Origin of the sequence: Pseudomonas siliginis, assembly GCF_019145195.1 — a bacterium.
GTDB classification, from domain to species: domain Bacteria; phylum Pseudomonadota; class Gammaproteobacteria; order Pseudomonadales; family Pseudomonadaceae; genus Aquipseudomonas; species Aquipseudomonas siliginis.
Map to the genome: position 1 here is coordinate 47,459 of NZ_JAHSTW010000004.1, position 16,518 is coordinate 63,976.

A 16,518-nucleotide genomic window follows, 5' to 3' on the forward strand; every position below is an offset into this window, starting at 1 on the left:
CCCGCGAGGCCCTGTCCTGGGCCTCGGTTAACCCTGGAACTGTTTTTACCGCGATGGCCGGCCCGAATCCGGCGGCTGTCTGCACGGTTTGCGAAAGGTTTGAAGATGCGCGTTCTGATTGCTGAACACGACCACGCGATATACGCCCGCCTGCTGCGTCAGGCACTGCCCGAGCTTGAAGTCCTGACCAGCGGCGACTCCGCCGAACTGGCGCGGCAGGCCGCCGATTGCCCGGTGTGGCTGGGCCAGCCGGATCTGCTCGCGACCCTGCTGCGCCAGGGCCATCAACCGCAATGGCTGCAATCGACCTGGGCCGGCATTACGCCGCTGCTGGTCGACGGCTTGCGCCGCGATTATCGCCTGACCCGCGCCGTGGGGATTTTCGGTCAGGTCATGGCCGAATACGTGCTGACCTACATCCTCGGCCACGAACGCGAAGTGCTGGCGCGGCTGGTCAGCCAGGTCGAGCGCAAGTGGGACAACCGCAGCGGCCAGAGTCTGGTAGGGCGCAAGGTGCTGATCGTCGGCACCGGTGACATCGGCCAGAGCGTTGCGCAGTTTCTGCGGCCGTTCGGCGTCGAGCTGTACGGCATCGCCAGCAGTGCCCGCGAACAGGCGCCGTTTGTCGAAGTCGGCGCGCTGGCCGATCTTCCGCGTCTGGTGGGCGAAGTGGATTACGTGGTCAATCTGCTGCCGAACACCGAACACACCCACGATATCTACGACGCGGCGCTGTTCAAGCAATTCAAGCCGACCGGATTGTTCATCAACGCCGGGCGTGGTGTCGCAGTGGTCGATGCCGATCTGGTAGAAGCCTTGAAGGAAGGGCATCTGGCCGGCGCGGTGATCGACGTCTGCCGTCAGGAACCATTGCCGCAACGCCATCCATTCTGGACCGCGTGGGGCTTGCTCCTGACCGGGCACAGCTCGGCACCGACCTCGCCGGCGCTGATGGTGGATTTGTTTGTGCAGAATCTGAAAGCGTATGAGGCAGGTGAAGCGTTGCGTGGCGAGGTAGATTTCACCCGCGGATATTGATCCAGCGCCGATCATCGTGGGAGCGAGCCCGCTCGCGAAGAGGGCGTGTCAGTCGACAACAGCGTGTCTGACACAGCGCTTTCACGAGCAGGCTCGCTGCCACATTGGTTTCAAGGCATAGCCGCCAGTTTGCTCAGCGGGCGACGCTGGCGCTGACAAGCGGATTTACCGACAGTCGCCAGCGCTTGGCCCCCGCACCCGCTGGCACTAGACTGGCGGCCTTTTCACCACCTTGATGTTGATGCTTGAGCCATGGCCGCCATAGTCGAACCGTTCTGGAAACGCAAAACCCTCGATCAACTCGATCACGAGGAATGGGAATCGCTGTGCGACGGCTGCGGTCTGTGCTGCCTGCAAAAGCTCGAGGACGAAGAAGACAACAGCGTCTATTACACGCGCATCGCCTGCAAACTGCTGGATCTGAAAACCTGCCAGTGCAGCGATTATCCGAACCGGATCAAGTTTGTCCCTGACTGCATTCAGCTCACGCCGGGTCAGGCGGAAGAATTCAAATGGCTACCGCCGACCTGTGGTTATCGTCTGGTCAGCGAGGGCAAGGATCTGCCGTTATGGCATCACCTGGTGTGTGGCGACCGCGACGCGGTGCACCATGAGCGGATTTCCCAGTCCGGGCGCATGCTCGCCGAAGGCAGCGTGCCGGAAGATGACTGGGAAGATCATCTGATCTTTCGCGCGGGCTGAAATTTTCTCGCTTCAGGTATATCGCAATCGCTGGCAAGCCAGCTCCCACAGGTTTTTCTGTGGGAGCTGGCTTGCCAGCGAAGAGGCCATCAGCGGCGCTGAAAATCCCGGATCAGACGCCGGCCTTCGGCGAGACCAGCGAATCATTGCCGGTGACGGTGGCTGTTTCAGTGGCCACTTCGGCATTGGTCTTCAACTTGCTCAGTTCTTCTCCGGCGCGTTCGATCTTCGCCCGCACGTTGTTCATGTCCTGACGACCTTTTTCCAACAGGCTTTTCGCCGAGCAGTGCCCGGTAATGCCACGGGCCACGGCCATGCCGCCGAGCGCCACTTGAATCAGGCCGAACACGCCGCCACGGCGCAGGCCCTTGCCGACCATCAGCACGCCGCCGGTCAACGAGCCGACGCGCTCCCAGCCATGCACATTCTTGTGCGAAGGCGACTGGAACGGGGTGGATTCGATGCGTTCTACGCGTTTGAGCTCGCTCATGGTCTATCTCCAGGCAGGGTGCGATTGATAGATAAGCTGACTGCCCGGGCGGTCAGCTTGTTCCATCGAATGTGCGACGCTTCAGCGGAATTTCGGCCCGGAGCGGGTGTTCAGGCCTTTGGCCATGCGGTCGTAGAGCACGACGTTGACCGTGGCGGCGAGGTTCATGCAGCCGGTGGTCGGGATGTACACGACGTCTTCGCACCAGTCGCGAATCTCTTTATCCAGCGAACCGTCCTCGGGGCCGAAGATGTACAGGGCGCGGTCGGGGTGGGTGTATTCCGGCAGCGGCCGGGCGCCTTCGACCAGTTCTACCGCGACGGGCACGCAGTTGAGCGGAAGGATTTTTTTCAGGTCGTCGATGCCGATCAACGGAATGTCGTAGTGCACGCGCTTGGTGTCGGTAACGAAATCGGCCGCGCGTTCATAACGCTTGCCGGTGTAGAACACCGACGCCACGCCGTAACAGCCCGCGGCGCGCATCACCGAACCGACGTTCTCGGGTGATTTGGGGTTATACAAACCAATGCAGCTGTACCGTTTGTCTGCCACGAGCGGGGTGCCTTCGGGAAAAAGAGGGCGATTATACGGGGATTGGGGGAGGGCGGGCAGATTCGAGATTTGTGGTGTCTGGCCGGCCGCCTTCGCGAGCAGGCTCGCTCCCACAGGGGAACGCATTCCAACTGTGGGAGCGAGCCTGCTCGCGAAAGGGCCAGCTCAGGCGATGAAGATCTTCAGTCTTCTTTTTTCATCAGGCCAGCCAGGGCCGCAAACGGGTTATGCGTGGCCTTGGCGATCTTCGGTGTGCTCAGCGAGCCGTCGCCGAAATACTGCTGATCGGTGTAACGCGAGTGTTCGTTGTCGTGGCAATACAGGCACAACAGCTCCCAGTTCGAGCCGTCCTGCGGGTTGTTGTCGTGGTTGTGGTCGCGGTGATGCACGGTCAGTTCGCTCAGGCGCTTGCCGGAAAACTCACGGGCGCAGCGGCCGCAAACGTGCGGGTACATCTTCAGGGCCTTGTCGCGGTAGCCCATTTCCTTGTCGCGCTGGTTGTCGGCGAGGATGCGGTCCAGCTTCGACGTGTTGGTGGGGGTGGACGAACTCATGGGTTCACCTTTGCAGAAAGACTGATGACGGTTATGCGCAGAGTTTAGCTCAGCCCTTGAGCTTCTCGGCAATCCAGATCGTGTGACGGGTGCCCTTGTTGCCGTGGGCGAAGACCTGGACTTCTTCGGCCTTGAAGCCGGCCTTCTTCAATTTGTCGGAAAACTGTCGGTCGGCGCTGGCCGACCACACCGCGAGCACGCCTTTGGGGCGCAGGGCCTTGGCGCAGGCATTCAGACCCGCGGCGGAGTACAGCCAGCTGTTGGCCTTCTGGGTCAGGCCTTCAGGGCCGTTGTCGACGTCGAGCATGATCGCATCGAAACCGTTCGGCTCGCTTTGCAGCACATTGGCCACATCTTCCTGACGGATCACCGTGCGCGGGTCGAGCAATGGCCGACCGGATTTCTCCCCGAGCGGGCCGCGATTCCACTCGACCACGCCGGGCACCAGCTCAGCCACTACCACTTCGGCGGACTTGCCCAGGTTCTTGAGTGCCGAGGCGAGGGTGAAACCCATGCCCAGGCCGCCGATCAACACCCGCGAATTCGGCCGGCCGGCGACCTTGCGGCAGGGAATCTCGGCCAGCGCATCTTCAGAACCGTGCATGCGCGTGTTCATCAACTGCCCGCCGTCGCCGCCCTGGATCTTGATGACGAAATCCTCGCCATACTCGAACAGGCACAGGGCACCGCCGTTTTCAGGGATCGGGGTGGTGTCGAGCAGAACGGAACGTTTCATGGAAATCTCTACAAGGGGGAAGGCAAGCAGGCGCGTTGGGAGTAGCCTGAGCAAAGACTAGAGGCCAAACGGAGCCCTTGATGAAGCGCACCATTCTAACGGTCATTACCCTGGCCGCGCTCGCGATTACTGCGGTGCAGGCCCAGCAGAGCGTTCCGGTCAGCCCGACGCCGCAACCCGGTTCGCCCGGCACCGCGACGCCGACGCCGTATCCGCAGATCACCCCGATCACCCTGCCCAAGTCGGGCGCCGGCAGCGGCAGCCCACCGCTGGTACCGATCGAAATGCCCAGCCCGCCGAGCAAGGATCAACCGGTGCCGGGCATCGAGCCGAACGGCAACAAGGTCAAATCCCCCGGCGGTTAAACCTGTTGCGCGGCGAGTTGGCCGTCGGCCATGCGCAGGCGTTTGGACAGCGAGACGGCGAGGGCGCGGATGATCTTTGCGGCGATTTTTGGTGCGTCGTTGAGCATTTTTTCCAGCGAGTCCTTGCCCAGGTTGAGCAACTGACAGTTGCTCGCCGCGATACACGTGGCCGAGCGGCGCTCGCCATCGAGCACGGCCATTTCACCGAAGGCGCGGCCGCTGCGCAGGGTGGCCATGGTGATCACCTGGCCGTCGGCGCCGGTTTTCTGCACGGCGACCTGGCCGGTGTGGATGATGCACATGAAACTGCCGGCATCACCCTCGCGAAAAATCGCCTCGCCCTCAGCCACGGTGCTGATGCTGAAGTAACCGGAAGCGGCCGCAAAGTCGGCCAGCTGCAATTGATCGAACAGGCCACAGTCCATCAGCCAGTCGCGGATTTCGTTGTTCAGAAAGGTCGGTTCGGACATGTCGGTGCGGTCTTTATTGTTTTCACATTTCAAGGCTATACACGGATCCCGTAGGAACGGGCTTTTGTGGCGAGGGGATTTATCCCCGCTCGGCTGCGCAGCAGTCGCAAGTCCTGCCAACTCGGTGCTTCAGAAATACTGAGTTTGCAGGTTTTGGGGCCGCTTCGCAGCCCAACGGGGATAAATCCCATCGCCACAATGGGTCTGGAATTAAGACCCAAGTGACCGACGGAGTTCCTCAGGCCAGGCCCAAAACCTTGAACACAAATGCATATTCGAGCGCTACGTCACGTAATCCCTGATAGCGCCCGCTCATGCCGCCATGCCCGGCGCCCAGTTCGGTCTTGAGCAGCAGCACATTGTCGTCGGTCTTGGTTGCGCGCAATTTCGCCACCCACTTGGCCGCTTCCCAGTACTGCACGCGGCTGTCGTTGTAGCCGGCGATCACCAGCAGCGGCGGATAAGCCTGCGCGGTGACGTTTTCGTACGGTGCGTAAGCCTTGATCCGATCATAGACGTCCGGTTCTTCCGGGTTGCCCCATTCGTCGTATTCGGTGACGGTCAGCGGCAGATCGGGGTCGAGCATGGTGTTGAGCACGTCGACGAACGGCACTTCGGCAATCGCCACGCCGAACAGGTCCGGGCGCTGGTTGAGCACCGCGCCGATCAGCAGGCCACCGGCGCTGCCGCCGCTGATCGCCAGTTTTTCTGCCGTGGTGATGCCGTTGAGGATCAGAAACTCGGCGCAGGCGATAAAGTCGCTGAAGGTGTTGTGTTTGTGTTCCTGCTTGCCGGCGCGATACCAGGCTTCGCCCAATTCACCACCACCGCGTACGTGAGCGATGGCGAAGGCCATGCCGCGATCGAGCAGGCTCAGGCGTGCATGGGAAAACCACGGATCGAGGCTGGAACCGTAAGCGCCGTAACCATACAGGTACAGCGGCACCGGTTTACCGACCATCTCGCGCTTCATCACCAGACTGATCGGCACCTGCGTGCCGTCCGGGGCGGTGGCCCATAGACGTTGGCTGACATAGGCGTCGGCATCAAATTGGCCGAGTACCGGGGTTTCCTTGAGCACCGTTTGCTCGCCGCTGGCAAGAATCAACTGGCGCACTTGGGCCGGGCGATTCAACGCTTCGTAGCGCAAGCGAATGCGGTCGCTCTCGAATTCCAGGCTGTTTTGCACGTGGAGGCTGTAGGCCGCATCGGGCAATTGCACGCGATACGGCGCCGAGCCCTGTGGGTGAACCTCGATGACCGGCAGGCCACCTTCGCGCAGACTCAAAGTCATCGCCTCGGTGTTGAGGCTGACACCGTCGAGCATCACTTCTTCGTTGTGCGGGATCAGGTTCTGCCAGTCGGCCTCGCTCGGCGGCACGCCAGTGTCCGGAGCCTGATACAGGGCGAAGTTGATGCCGTCGCGGTTGGTACGGATAAACCAGGTCCAGACGCCATCGAGCAGGCCGTGGTCGACGTCGTATTCGTGATCTTCGACCCGTGGCGCCAGACAGCTGAACGGCAGGTGCGGTTGGTTGGCGTCCAGCGCCCACACTTCGCTGGTGGTCTTGCTGCCCAGCGACAGCAGCAATTGCTGTTCAGAGCTGGCGCGGTAGCAATGCAGGAAGAAACGCCCGTCCGGCTCGTGAAAAACCTCTTCGGCGGCAGTGCCATCAAGGCGATAGCGGAACAGTTTGTGCGGGCGGTGGGTGTCGTCGAGCACGCCGAAGAACAGGGTCAGGCTGTCGTTGGCCCAGGTCATGCTGCCGTCGCAGTCCTCGAATTCCAGTTCGCTGACCTTGTCATTGGACAGCTCCTTGACGAACAGCGTGTAGACCTCATCGCCCGAAGCATCGACGCTGTAGGCCAGGCGCTGGTGATCGGGGCTGATGCTGAAAGCACCGAGCGAGAAGAAGCCGCCATTGGCCAGCGCATTCGGGTCGAGCAGCAATTGTTCGCGGCTTTCATCGAGGGTCAGGCTGTCATCGGCAGGACGCGGGCAGCGGTAGTGCCGGGCGTATTCGTCACCGGCCGTGGTGCGCGTGTAATACAGGTAGGGTCCCCAAGGCGAGGGCAGTGACAGATCGGTCTCGAGAATCCGGCCCTTGATCTCGTTGAACAGGCTTTCACGCAGCTCGGCCTGATCGGCGGTTTGCGCTTCCTGATAAGTGTTTTCAGCGTTGAGGTAGTCGAGCACCGCGTCGGTGTCGCGCTCCTGCAGCCAGGCATACGGGTCGGCGCCGGGCGCCCGCTGGGCAATCGGGGCAGTCATGACATTGGCGGATTCGGGCATGGAAGGCTCTCGGACAGTATTCGGAATTGGGTTGTTCGCAGGGCTTGAAAGCGCCGCAGCCCTTGTGGGAGCGAGCCTGCTCGCGAAAGCGGTGTGTCAGACAACGCTGTTGCAACTGACAGTCCGTATTCGCGAGCAGGCTCGCTCCCACAGGGGCGGCTGCTGGCCGTCTGGTATTGGGACACGCCGCATGGGCGAAAAGTCGTTACTATAAGCGCCTATTTGCCTGCCTTGCCATGGACACCATGACCGAGAACGACTATCTGATCGCCTGGGGCCTTTACGCCTTTGCCGCCGTGGGCTGCCTGCTGGTATGGATGCGCCTGACCACCTGGATGTGGCGCTGGCTGCGCGAGCCGCTGCGTGTGCTGATGGCGGTGTTGCTGTTCAGCCCGACCATCGTCGATCCGGTGAAAGCCAAAGTTGCACCGGCCATCGCCATCACCGCCCTGGACATGCTGTTCAAGGTCGGCAACAACGCCTGGCGCGCGGTTTCCGATCTGTTCATGTACGGCATGATCGCCTTCGGGGTGTATCTGGTTTTCGTCTTGATCCGCCTGCCGCTCGAGCGCGCCTCGACAGCCCGGCGTGAACGCGCCGAGGCCGCCAAGGCCGCCGCCCGTGCCGAGGAGCGCGACGACGATCAGCCATTCGGTGGCGCCGGTGACGACCGCTACGGTCGCCCGCCAGTACCGAACAATCCGCAGCGCATGCGGGTCGAGCCGCGTCTGTAACCCGAGAGTCCGCACATGTGTGAATTACTGGGCATGAGTGCCAACGTGCCGACCGACATCGTGTTCAGCTTCACCGGCCTGATGCAGCGTGGCGGACGCACCGGCCCGCACCGCGACGGCTGGGGCATTGCCTTCTACGAAGGGCGGGGCCTGCGGCTGTTTCAGGACCCGGCAGCGAGCAGCGAGTCGGAAGTGGCCAACCTGGTGCAGCGTTATCCGATCAAGAGCGAAGTGGTCATCGGCCACATCCGCCAGGCCAACGTCGGCAAGGTCTGCCTGTCCAACACCCATCCGTTCGTCCGCGAATTGTGGGGGCGCAACTGGTGTTTCGCGCATAACGGCCAGCTCGCCGATTTCACTGCGATCAAGAGTTTCTACCGCCCGGTCGGCGATACCGACAGCGAAGCGGCATTCTGCGACCTGCTCAACCGTGTGCGCGCGGCGTTTCCGGAACCGGTCGATATCGAAGTGCTGCTGCCGGATCTGGTCGCCGCTTGCGCTGAATATCGCAGCAAGGGCGTGTTCAATTGCCTGCTCAGCGACGGTGACTGGCTGTTCTGTTACTGCTCGACCAAACTGGCTCAGATCACCCGCCGCGCCCCGTTCGGCCCGGCGCGGCTCAAGGATGTCGATGTGATCGTCGACTTCCAGGCCGAAACCACGCCCAACGACGTGGTCACGGTGATTGCCACCGAGCCTCTGACCGAAAACGAAACCTGGACCCGTTACGAACCGGGCCAATGGAGCCTGTGGCGACGCGGCGAATGCGTCAGCCAGGGCAAGACCGAATAAGGATTTGCACCCATGTTGCTCAGTTATCTACGGCTGGTGTTGTTTGCGGCGGGCCTGTTGATCGGTGTCCAGGTGCCGGGGTTCATCAACGATTACGCGCAACGTGTCGAAGCGCACCTGATCGAAGCGCAGACCGGTCTGCGTGGTTTCCAGGGCACGGCGGATCAGTTTTTCAAAGGCGATATGCAGGCGCTGGTCGCACATTACCGTGCCAGCGAAGACCCGATTTTTCGCAGCGATGCTGACAGCCTGAACACTTTGCTCACCCGCCAGGTCGCGCTGGATAAGCAGTTCCAGGCGATGCAAGGCCCGTGGTATGTGCGCTTCCTGCAAGTGGTGCTGGCCGCCGATCCGGATATTCGCAAGGAAACCTGGAACGGCTACAGCTACCAGATTTTGCTGACGCCAGAGGCGATGATCTGGGGCATGAGCGGCGCATTGCTGCTGTCGTTCGGTGTCGAATGCCTGTTCCGCCTGATCGACTGGGTCGTCCTCGGCGGCCGCCGCCTGCGCCAGAGCCGACCGATCGAAGATCGCGACGTGCGCGGTTTGTAAGACTTGCTCAATCCCCTCTGGCAAGAGAGGCTTTATGGCATGGGGGATTCTGTGGCGAGTGGGCTCTGTGGTGGGTGGGCTATGGGGGGAGTGGGCTCTGGGGTGAGTGGGTTTTGTGGTGAATGAGTTCTGTGGTGAGTGGGTTCTGTGGTGAATGAGTTCTGTGGCGAGGGGATTTATCCCCGTTGGGCTGCGCAGCAGCCCCAAAACCTGCACTGAAAGACCGCGTTGGCCGCAATCACGACTGCTGCGCAGCCGAGCGGGGATAAATCCCTTCGCCACTGATCATTCAGTGAGGGTGATGCAGTCCTTGCCCACCTTGTGCGCATACCCCGCTAGCACCTGCTGACACAACGTCACGATCTCCTCGACCCACTCAACCCCGACCCGCCACGACACCACCACCGGCAGATTCGCCGGCCGCTGCTCGATGTCGAGCAAGATCAATTCGCCCCGCGCCAGCTCCTCGGTCACCAGCACCGGCGGCAGCGCGCCGATACCGAAGCCGTCGCGCAACAACCGGGTGATCGCCGACACCGAGTTCACGCAATTCAAGCGTGGCGCCATGACGCCGCTGGCCTGCATCAGCGCGACGATATCCTGATGCGGTCGTGAGTTTTTCGAATAGGTGATGATCCGCTCCTGTGCCAGTTCGGCGAGGTCGGCGTAGTCACGGTTGTGGATCGAATTGCTGGCGACGATCCAGCCCAGCGGATGGCTGGCCAGCTCCAGGCTGCGCACGCTTTCGTGGCGGACCAGATCGGTTTGCAACACCAGATCGAGAAAACCTTTTTGCAGCTGATCGCAGAGGTTCAGCGCGGTATCTGCGACCAATTCGATTTCCACCCGTGGGTACAGATCGGTCATCTGCGCCACCAGCGGGCTCAGCCAGGTATGGATCACTGTGTCCATCACGCCGATACGCACCCGCCCGACCTTGCTCGAACGGGTCTCGATCGACTGCTTCAGCGCCGCCATGGTGTCGAGCATCTGCTCGGCATAGTCGAGCACTTTCAGGCCTTCCGGGGTCAGGCTGACGCCGCGTGAATCGCGCAAAAACAGCTTTACGCCCAGCTCGCCTTCGAGCACCGCAATGCGGCTGGAAATCGATGCCTGGGTGGTGAACAGCTTGTCAGCGGTCAGGCGAAAACTCTTCAGGCGCGCGACCCAGATAAAGGTCTCGAGAAACTTCAGATTCATGGACAAGGCTCGGCTGACAAATTTTTCTTATGCCTAAGGCGGGTTTTTATTCGTTGGACGGCGCAGGGCAGGGCGACGAAAAATCGGCGCATCCGGTTCCCACGATAGGCGTCGTCGGAGCTTCGAACAAGACCAATAAAAGCCCTGCGGAGATTTGCCATGAGTGCTCCCGACACCCTCCCTTTATCCAAGCCTGCGGCGCGCCCCGGGCCGTTCGACTGGTACCGCAACATCAACCAGCAGGAGCGCCGCACATTCTGGAGCTGCAAGATCGGCTACGGTCTGGACGGCATGGACACGCAGATGCTCAGCTTCGTCGTGCCGACGCTGATCGCGATGTGGGGCATCACCACGGGCGAAGCGGGGCTGATTCACACCAGCACCTTGATCGCCTCGGCGATCGGCGGTTGGGTCGCCGGGATCCTCTCCGACCGCATCGGCCGCGTGCGCACCCTGCAACTGACGGTGCTGTGGTTCGCCTTCTTCACCTTCCTCTGCGGCTTCGCGCAAAACTACGAACAATTGTTGATCGCGCGCACGTTGATGGGCTTCGGTTTCGGCGGTGAATGGACCGCTGGCGCAGTGTTGATCGGTGAAGTGATCCGCGCCAAGGATCGCGGCAAAGCGGTGGGCATGGTGCAATCCGGCTGGGCGCTGGGCTGGGGCCTGACGGCGATTTTGTATGCGCTGCTGTTCTCGGTATTGCCTGCGGAAGATGCCTGGCGGGCGCTGTTCATCCTTGGCATCGTGCCGGCGATATTCGTGATTTTTGTCCGTCGCCTGGTGAAAGATCCGGAGATATATCGCGAAGCCAAAGCCGCGCAAACTCCGGAAAACCCGGCGAAGTTCTACGAGATATTTGCCCCTGGCATGCTCTTCACCACCTTTCGCGCTTCCTTGCTGACCACCGGTGCGCTGGGCGGCTACTACGCGATTACCTCCTGGCTGCCGACTTTCCTCAAGAACGAGCGCGGTTTGAGCGTGCTCGGCACCGGTGGTTATCTGGCGATGGTGATCGTCGGTTCCTATGTCGGTTATGTGATCAGCGCCTATCTGACCGACCTGCTGGGGCGGAAAAAGAACTTCATTTTGTTTGCCGTCGGCTCGTTCACCATCGTTCTGCTCTACACGCAGATGCCGGTCAGCAATGGCGTGATGCTCTGGCTGGGCTTTCCGCTGGGCTTCTTCGCCTCGGGGATTTTCAGCGGCATGGGCGCGTTTCTGACTGAATTGTTCCCCACGCGGATTCGCGGCTCGGGCCAGGGTTTCTGCTACAACATCGGCCGCGCACTGGCGGCGTTGTTCCCGCTGTTGATCGGCCTGCTCAGCCAGAAAGTCCCGCTGAGCATGGGCATCGGTGCCTTCGCGGCGGTTTCTTACGGCGTGGTGATTCTCGCGGCGCTGAGCCTGCCGGAAACCCGTGGCAAGCAACTCGACGCGCAGTAACTGATACCCTGCGCAGAAGTCTCCTACAGATAAAAAGACCAGCAGCTACAGGAGTGTTCACCGTGAGCCGCCTGCTATTGAATTGCGACATTGGCGAGAGCTTCGGCAGCTGGACCATGGGTCTGGATGCCGAGGTCATGCCCTTCATCGATTGCGCCAACATCGCTTGCGGTTTCCATGCCGGCGACCCGAGCATCATGCGCAAAACCGTGGCGCTGGCCCTCGAACACGGCGTGCAGATTGGCGCGCACCCGGCCTATCAGGATCTGGTCGGATTCGGCCGGCGCTCCATGGCGTATTCCGCGCAAGAGCTGCAAGACATCCTGCATTACCAGATCGGCGCCCTCGACGGCATCTGCAAGGCGCAGGGCGGGCGTGTGAGTTACGTCAAACCCCACGGCGCGATGTACAACGACATGATGGCCAACCCGGCGCAGTTGCGCGCGGTGGTGCAGGCCGTGGCCGCGTATGACCGCAGCTTGCCGCTGATGTTGATGGCGACCAGAGAAAACGCTGCGGCGCAGCAAATTGGCGATGAATACGGCGTAACGCTGTGGTTTGAAGCGTTCGCCGACCGTGCCTACGACAGCGCCGGCCGGCTGGTCTCCCGGCAATTGCCCGGTGCCGTGCATCACGATCCCGAAAAAATCATCGAGCAAGCGCTGACCATCGCCAATGGCGGCGCGCTCACCGCTAGCGATGGCAGCGCTTTGAACCTGCGCGCCAACACCTTGTGCGTCCACGGCGACAACGCCAGTTCCGTGGCCGCCGTGCGGCGCATTCGCCAGGCCTTGCAGCAGTCGAGTGCGTCATGAATCCACGGGTTGAAGTGGTGGCGCTGGATTGCCTGATGCTGCGTCTGTTCGATGAAATCGCCGAAGCCAACATGCCGTGGATGCTCGCCGCCAGCGAGCGCTTGCGCACGGCGTTTGGTGCACAACTGATCGATCTGGTGCCGTCCTATACGACGTTGATGGTGCATTACGATCTGACGCTGTTGAGTCCGGCGCAGGCGCGCGAATTGATCGCCGAAGCGCTGGTCGATCTGACGCCGAATGCGCGAAGCGGTGGGCAGTGTCACGTCTTGCCGGTCTGGTACGACTTGAGTGTCGGCCCGGAACTGAGCCTGCTGGCTGAACGCAGCGGTCTCGCGGTGGAGGAGGTGATTCGTCGCCACAGCGCACGGGAATATCAGGTGTTCGCGTTGGGCTTTGCGCCGGGTTTTGCCTTCATGGGCCTGGTCGAAGAAATGCTCGCCGCGCCACGCTTGAGCACACCGCGCAAGAAAGTCGCCGCCGGCAGCGTCGGTATCGCTGAGCGGCAGACCGCTGCCTATCCGGTGGTCTCGCCCGGTGGCTGGAACCTGATCGGGCGCACCCCGGCGCAACTGTTTGATCGCCATCGCGACGGCTACAGCCTGATGCAACCGGGCGACACGGTGCGCTTCGAAGCCGTCGATCACGCCGAATTCATACGCTTGGGCGGCGATGACACCCCACTGGAGGCGCTGGCATGAGTCGATTGATGATCGAGGCCAGCACGCCGCTGTGCCTGTTGCAGGACGCCGGGCGGTTTGGCGTGCGGCATCTGGGCGTGACCCAGGGCGGCGCGACGGATTGGTGTTCGATGAGCTGGGCCAATTGGCTGCTCGGCAATGAGCTGGATGCAGCAGTGGTTGAAATCACCCTCGGCGGCTTTGCCGTGGTGGCTGAAGAGGATTGCCTGCTGGCGCTGGCGGGAGCGGATCTCGGCGCGCAGATCGACGGCCAACCGCTGGCGCCGTGGCGCAGTTTCCGGTTGGCGAAAGGGCAGACATTGCGGTTCACGCAGCCTTTGCTCGGCGCCCGGGCATATCTGGCCGCGCCCGTTGGGTTTACTGCGCCCAAGGTACTGGGCAGCAGTGCCACGGTGGTACGCGAAGAATTGGGCGGGCTTGATGGCATGGGCCTTCCGCTCGCCAAAGGGGCGGTGCTCGGTTACAGCGGCGAAGCGTTGGCAGTACGGGAAATGCCTTCGGCGCTTCGGCCGGATTTCAAAACGCACGCGCCTTTGGACTTGGTGCTCGGCGCACAGATCGGCCAGTTCAGCGGGCAGAGCCTGTTCGATGTCTTCAACAGCGCCTGGACCATCGACAGTCGCGCCGACCGCATGGGCATCCGCCTGTTGGGCGCGGCGCTGCAATATCAGGGCGCGCCGATGATTTCAGAGGGCATTCCCTTGGGCGCTGTGCAGGTACCGCCGGACGGACAGCCGATTGTGTTGCTCAATGATCGGCAGACCATTGGCGGCTATCCGCGCCTGGGCGCGTTGACGCCGCTGTCGTTGGCGCGGTTGGCGCAATGCCTGCCGGGAGCGAAGGTGAAATTGAGGCCGGTAGTGCAGGACGTCGCGCACCGCGAGCATGTCGAGTATTTGCAGCGCTTTAAAGATCGCTAAAACCTTCGCGAGCAGACTCGCTCCCACAGGTAAAAGCATTCCAATGTGGGAGCGAGCCTGCTCGCGAAGGCGTTCGTCGTGTTAACGATTACTTGGAAAGAAACCGCATCCCTTCTTCAAGCCCGCGCAACGTCAGCGGATACATCTGATCCTCGATCAGATCGCGGACGATGTTGGTCGACGAGGTATAGCCCCAGGTATCTTTCGGATACGGATTGATCCAGATGAGCTTCTTGTATTTTTCCATGAAGCGCTGCATCCACACGTAACCCGGCTCTTCGTTCCAGTGCTCGACGCTGCCACCGGCCTGGGTGATTTCGTACGGCGCCATGGCGGCGTCACCAATGAAGATCACTTTGTAGTCGGCGCCGTATTTATGCAGCAGATCCTGGGTCGAGGTGCGCTCGGAAGTGCGGCGCATGTTGTTCTTCCACACTGATTCATAAATGAAGTTGTGGAAGTAGAAGTACTCGAGGTGCTTGAACTCGGTCTTGCAGGCCGAGAACAATTCCTCACAGATCTTCACGTGCGCGTCCATCGAGCCGCCGATGTCGAACAATAGCAACAGCTTCACCGTGTTGCGCCGTTCCGGGCGCATCTGGATATTCAGCAGGCCGGCGTCCTTGGCGGTGTGGTCGATGGTGCCGTCGATGTCGAGTTCTTCTGCGGCACCTTGGCGGGCGAACTTGCGCAAACGACGCAGAGCGACCTTGATATTGCGCGTGCCCAATTCCACCGAATCGTCGAGGTTCTTGTACTCGCGCTGATCCCAGACCTTGACCGCTTTGCCCTGACGCTTGCCGGCGTCGCCAACCCGGATGCCTTCAGGGTTGAAACCGCCGGAGCCGAACGGGCTGGTGCCGCCGGTGCCAATCCACTTGTTGCCGCCGGCGTGGCGTTCTTTCTGTTCTTCCAGACGCTTCTTGAATTCCTCAATGAGTTTGTCTAGCCCGCCAAGGGACTGGATCTGCGCGCGTTCTTCGTCGCTCAGCGAGCGCTCGAATTCCTTACGCAGCCAGTCTTCGGGTATCAGCGCCTGCAAGTGATCGTCGAGTTTCTCCAGGCCATTGAAATAGGCGCCGAACGCGCGGTCGAACTTGTCGAAATGCCGCTCGTCCTTCACCAGAATCGCCCGCGACAAGTAATAGAACTCGTCCATGTCGGCGAAGGTCACGCGCTGTTTCAGCGCGTTGATCAGGTCGAGCAACTCGCGCACCGACACCGGTACCTTGGCTGCACGCATTTCGTTGAACAGGTTGAGCAACATGGCAGCAGCCTCTTAGCGGGTGCCGCGCCGGCTCATGAACGCCAGGCGCTCAAGCAGTTGCACGTCCTGTTCGTTCTTCACAAGCGCGCCTGCCAGTGGCGGGATGGCTTTGGTCGGATCGCGCTCGCGCAGCACCGCTTCGCCGATATTGTCGGCCATCAGCAGTTTCAGCCAGTCGACCAGCTCGGACGTGGATGGTTTTTTCTTCAGGCCCGGTACCTTGCGCACGTCGAAGAATACGTCGAGCGCTTCGCTGACCAAGTCCTTTTTGATGTCCGGGTAGTGCACGTCGACGATTTTCTGCAGGGTGCTGCGGTCGGGGAAGGCGATGTAGTGGAAGAAGCAACGGCGCAGAAAGGCGTCCGGCAGTTCTTTTTCGTTGTTGGAAGTAATGATGATGATCGGGCGCTTTTTCGCCTTGATGGTCTCGTCGATTTCGTAAACGTAGAACTCCATCTTGTCGAGTTCTTGCAACAGGTCGTTGGGGAACTCGATGTCGGCCTTGTCGATTTCGTCGATCAGCAGAATCACCCGCTCCTCGGACTCGAAGGCTTCCCAGAGCTTGCCTTTCTTCAAGTAGTTGCGCACGTCGTGGACTTTTTCATTGCCCAGCTGCGAATCGCGCAAACGGCTGACCGCGTCGTACTCGTACAGACCCTGATGGGCCTTGGTGGTGGACTTGATGTGCCAGGTGATCAGCTTGGCACCGAACGATTCGGCCAGTTGCTCGGCGAGCATGGTCTTGCCGGTGCCCGGCTCACCCTTGACCAGCAGCGGCCGCTCCAGGGTGATGGCGGCGTTGACCGCCAGCTTCAGGTCATCGGTGGCGACATAGGCCTGGGTGCCTTCGAACTTCATCTGCAAATCCTCGAACGGTAACGCTGACCT

General features: G+C 61.2%; 19 protein-coding genes. 10 read left to right on the top strand and 9 right to left on the bottom strand.

The window, feature by feature from the left end:
• Positions 1 to 105 precede the first annotated feature (105 nt).
• Both KVG87_RS09825 and KVG87_RS09830 read left to right on the top strand, forming a co-directional pair.
• Positions 106 to 1,038 carry a D-2-hydroxyacid dehydrogenase gene (locus KVG87_RS09825; RefSeq protein WP_217850523.1) on the top strand — a complete coding sequence of 311 codons (933 nt, stop codon included), beginning with the start codon at positions 106 to 108 and terminating at the stop codon, positions 1,036 to 1,038.
• A 252-nt stretch (positions 1,039 to 1,290) separates the two neighbouring features.
• Complete coding sequence (locus KVG87_RS09830) at positions 1,291 to 1,740, top strand: YcgN family cysteine cluster protein (protein WP_016771232.1); 450 nt, start codon at positions 1,291 to 1,293, stop codon at positions 1,738 to 1,740.
• A 112-nt stretch (positions 1,741 to 1,852) separates the two neighbouring features.
• On the opposite strand, the gene KVG87_RS09835 is transcribed toward KVG87_RS09830, so the two are convergent.
• From KVG87_RS09835 to KVG87_RS09850, 4 genes are all read right to left on the bottom strand, one after another.
• Positions 1,853 to 2,230 carry a YgaP family membrane protein gene (locus KVG87_RS09835; protein WP_217850529.1) on the bottom strand — a complete coding sequence of 126 codons (378 nt, stop codon included), beginning with the start codon at positions 2,228 to 2,230 and terminating at the stop codon, positions 1,853 to 1,855.
• A gap of 81 nt (positions 2,231 to 2,311) precedes the next feature.
• Positions 2,312 to 2,782, bottom strand: coding sequence for an RNA methyltransferase (locus KVG87_RS09840; protein ID WP_007911337.1), 471 nt, complete (start codon positions 2,780 to 2,782; stop codon positions 2,312 to 2,314).
• Between the two features lie 182 nt (positions 2,783 to 2,964).
• Entirely contained in the window at positions 2,965 to 3,336 is a 372-nt protein-coding gene (locus KVG87_RS09845; RefSeq protein WP_003222612.1) for a YajD family HNH nuclease, read from the bottom strand.
• A gap of 49 nt (positions 3,337 to 3,385) precedes the next feature.
• Positions 3,386 to 4,072, bottom strand: coding sequence for a spermidine synthase (locus tag KVG87_RS09850; RefSeq protein WP_217850530.1), 687 nt, complete (start codon positions 4,070 to 4,072; stop codon positions 3,386 to 3,388).
• Between the two features lie 80 nt (positions 4,073 to 4,152).
• On the opposite strand from KVG87_RS09850, the gene KVG87_RS09855 reads away from it, so the two are divergent.
• Complete coding sequence (locus tag KVG87_RS09855) at positions 4,153 to 4,437, top strand: hypothetical protein (protein ID WP_016771228.1); 285 nt, start codon at positions 4,153 to 4,155, stop codon at positions 4,435 to 4,437.
• Here the strand turns inward: KVG87_RS09855 and KVG87_RS09860 are convergent.
• Together KVG87_RS09860 and KVG87_RS09865 are read right to left on the bottom strand one after the other, a co-directional pair.
• Positions 4,434 to 4,907 carry a cyclic nucleotide-binding domain-containing protein gene (locus KVG87_RS09860; RefSeq protein ID WP_016771227.1) on the bottom strand — a complete coding sequence of 158 codons (474 nt, stop codon included), beginning with the start codon at positions 4,905 to 4,907 and terminating at the stop codon, positions 4,434 to 4,436. The two genes, KVG87_RS09855 and KVG87_RS09860, sit on opposite strands and share 4 nt — an antisense overlap.
• 238 nt (positions 4,908 to 5,145) lie before the next feature.
• Positions 5,146 to 7,200, bottom strand: coding sequence for a S9 family peptidase (locus KVG87_RS09865; protein WP_217850531.1), 2,055 nt, complete (start codon positions 7,198 to 7,200; stop codon positions 5,146 to 5,148).
• 236 nt (positions 7,201 to 7,436) lie between these two features.
• Here KVG87_RS09865 and KVG87_RS09870 point away from each other — a divergent pair, with 236 nt between their 5' ends.
• From KVG87_RS09870 to KVG87_RS09880, 3 genes are read left to right on the top strand one after another with little or no spacing between them, the layout of a single operon-like run.
• A complete protein-coding gene (locus KVG87_RS09870; RefSeq protein ID WP_217850532.1) occupies positions 7,437 to 7,934 on the top strand; it encodes an MFS transporter in 498 nt (165 codons plus the stop codon).
• Between the two features lie 15 nt (positions 7,935 to 7,949).
• Positions 7,950 to 8,726, top strand: coding sequence for a class II glutamine amidotransferase (locus KVG87_RS09875; RefSeq protein ID WP_041478844.1), 777 nt, complete (start codon positions 7,950 to 7,952; stop codon positions 8,724 to 8,726).
• Positions 8,727 to 8,738: 12 nt separating this feature from the next.
• A complete protein-coding gene (locus KVG87_RS09880) occupies positions 8,739 to 9,281 on the top strand; it encodes a DUF2937 family protein (protein WP_024012023.1) in 543 nt (180 codons plus the stop codon).
• A 285-nt stretch (positions 9,282 to 9,566) separates the two neighbouring features.
• Here the strand turns inward: KVG87_RS09880 and KVG87_RS09885 are convergent, their stop codons facing one another.
• Complete coding sequence (locus KVG87_RS09885; protein WP_217850533.1) at positions 9,567 to 10,481, bottom strand: LysR family transcriptional regulator; 915 nt, start codon at positions 10,479 to 10,481, stop codon at positions 9,567 to 9,569.
• Between the two features lie 159 nt (positions 10,482 to 10,640).
• On the opposite strand from KVG87_RS09885, the gene KVG87_RS09890 reads away from it, so the two are divergent.
• The 4 genes from KVG87_RS09890 (at position 10,641) to KVG87_RS09905 (ending at position 14,363) form a co-directional block, all read left to right on the top strand.
• Positions 10,641 to 11,927 (top strand): MFS transporter, encoded by a 1,287-nt coding sequence (locus KVG87_RS09890; protein WP_016771221.1) that lies wholly within the window; start codon positions 10,641 to 10,643, stop codon positions 11,925 to 11,927.
• Between the two features lie 62 nt (positions 11,928 to 11,989).
• Positions 11,990 to 12,742 carry a 5-oxoprolinase subunit PxpA gene (locus KVG87_RS09895; protein ID WP_217850534.1) on the top strand — a complete coding sequence of 251 codons (753 nt, stop codon included), beginning with the start codon at positions 11,990 to 11,992 and terminating at the stop codon, positions 12,740 to 12,742.
• Positions 12,739 to 13,443, top strand: coding sequence for a 5-oxoprolinase subunit PxpB (gene pxpB / locus KVG87_RS09900; RefSeq protein ID WP_217850535.1), 705 nt, complete (start codon positions 12,739 to 12,741; stop codon positions 13,441 to 13,443). The genes KVG87_RS09895 and pxpB overlap by 4 nt, the downstream gene beginning before the upstream one ends.
• A complete protein-coding gene (locus KVG87_RS09905) occupies positions 13,440 to 14,363 on the top strand; it encodes a 5-oxoprolinase subunit C family protein (protein ID WP_217850536.1) in 924 nt (307 codons plus the stop codon). Before pxpB ends, KVG87_RS09905 begins: the two co-directional genes overlap by 4 nt.
• A gap of 88 nt (positions 14,364 to 14,451) precedes the next feature.
• On the opposite strand, the gene KVG87_RS09910 is transcribed toward KVG87_RS09905, so the two are convergent.
• Both KVG87_RS09910 and KVG87_RS09915 read right to left on the bottom strand, forming a co-directional pair.
• On the bottom strand, positions 14,452 to 15,630 hold the full coding sequence (locus KVG87_RS09910; protein WP_016771218.1) for a vWA domain-containing protein: 1,179 nt from the start codon (positions 15,628 to 15,630) through the stop codon (positions 14,452 to 14,454).
• Positions 15,631 to 15,642: 12 nt separating this feature from the next.
• A complete protein-coding gene (locus KVG87_RS09915) occupies positions 15,643 to 16,488 on the bottom strand; it encodes an AAA family ATPase (RefSeq protein ID WP_076566454.1) in 846 nt (281 codons plus the stop codon).
• Positions 16,489 to 16,518: the final 30 nt, after the last annotated feature.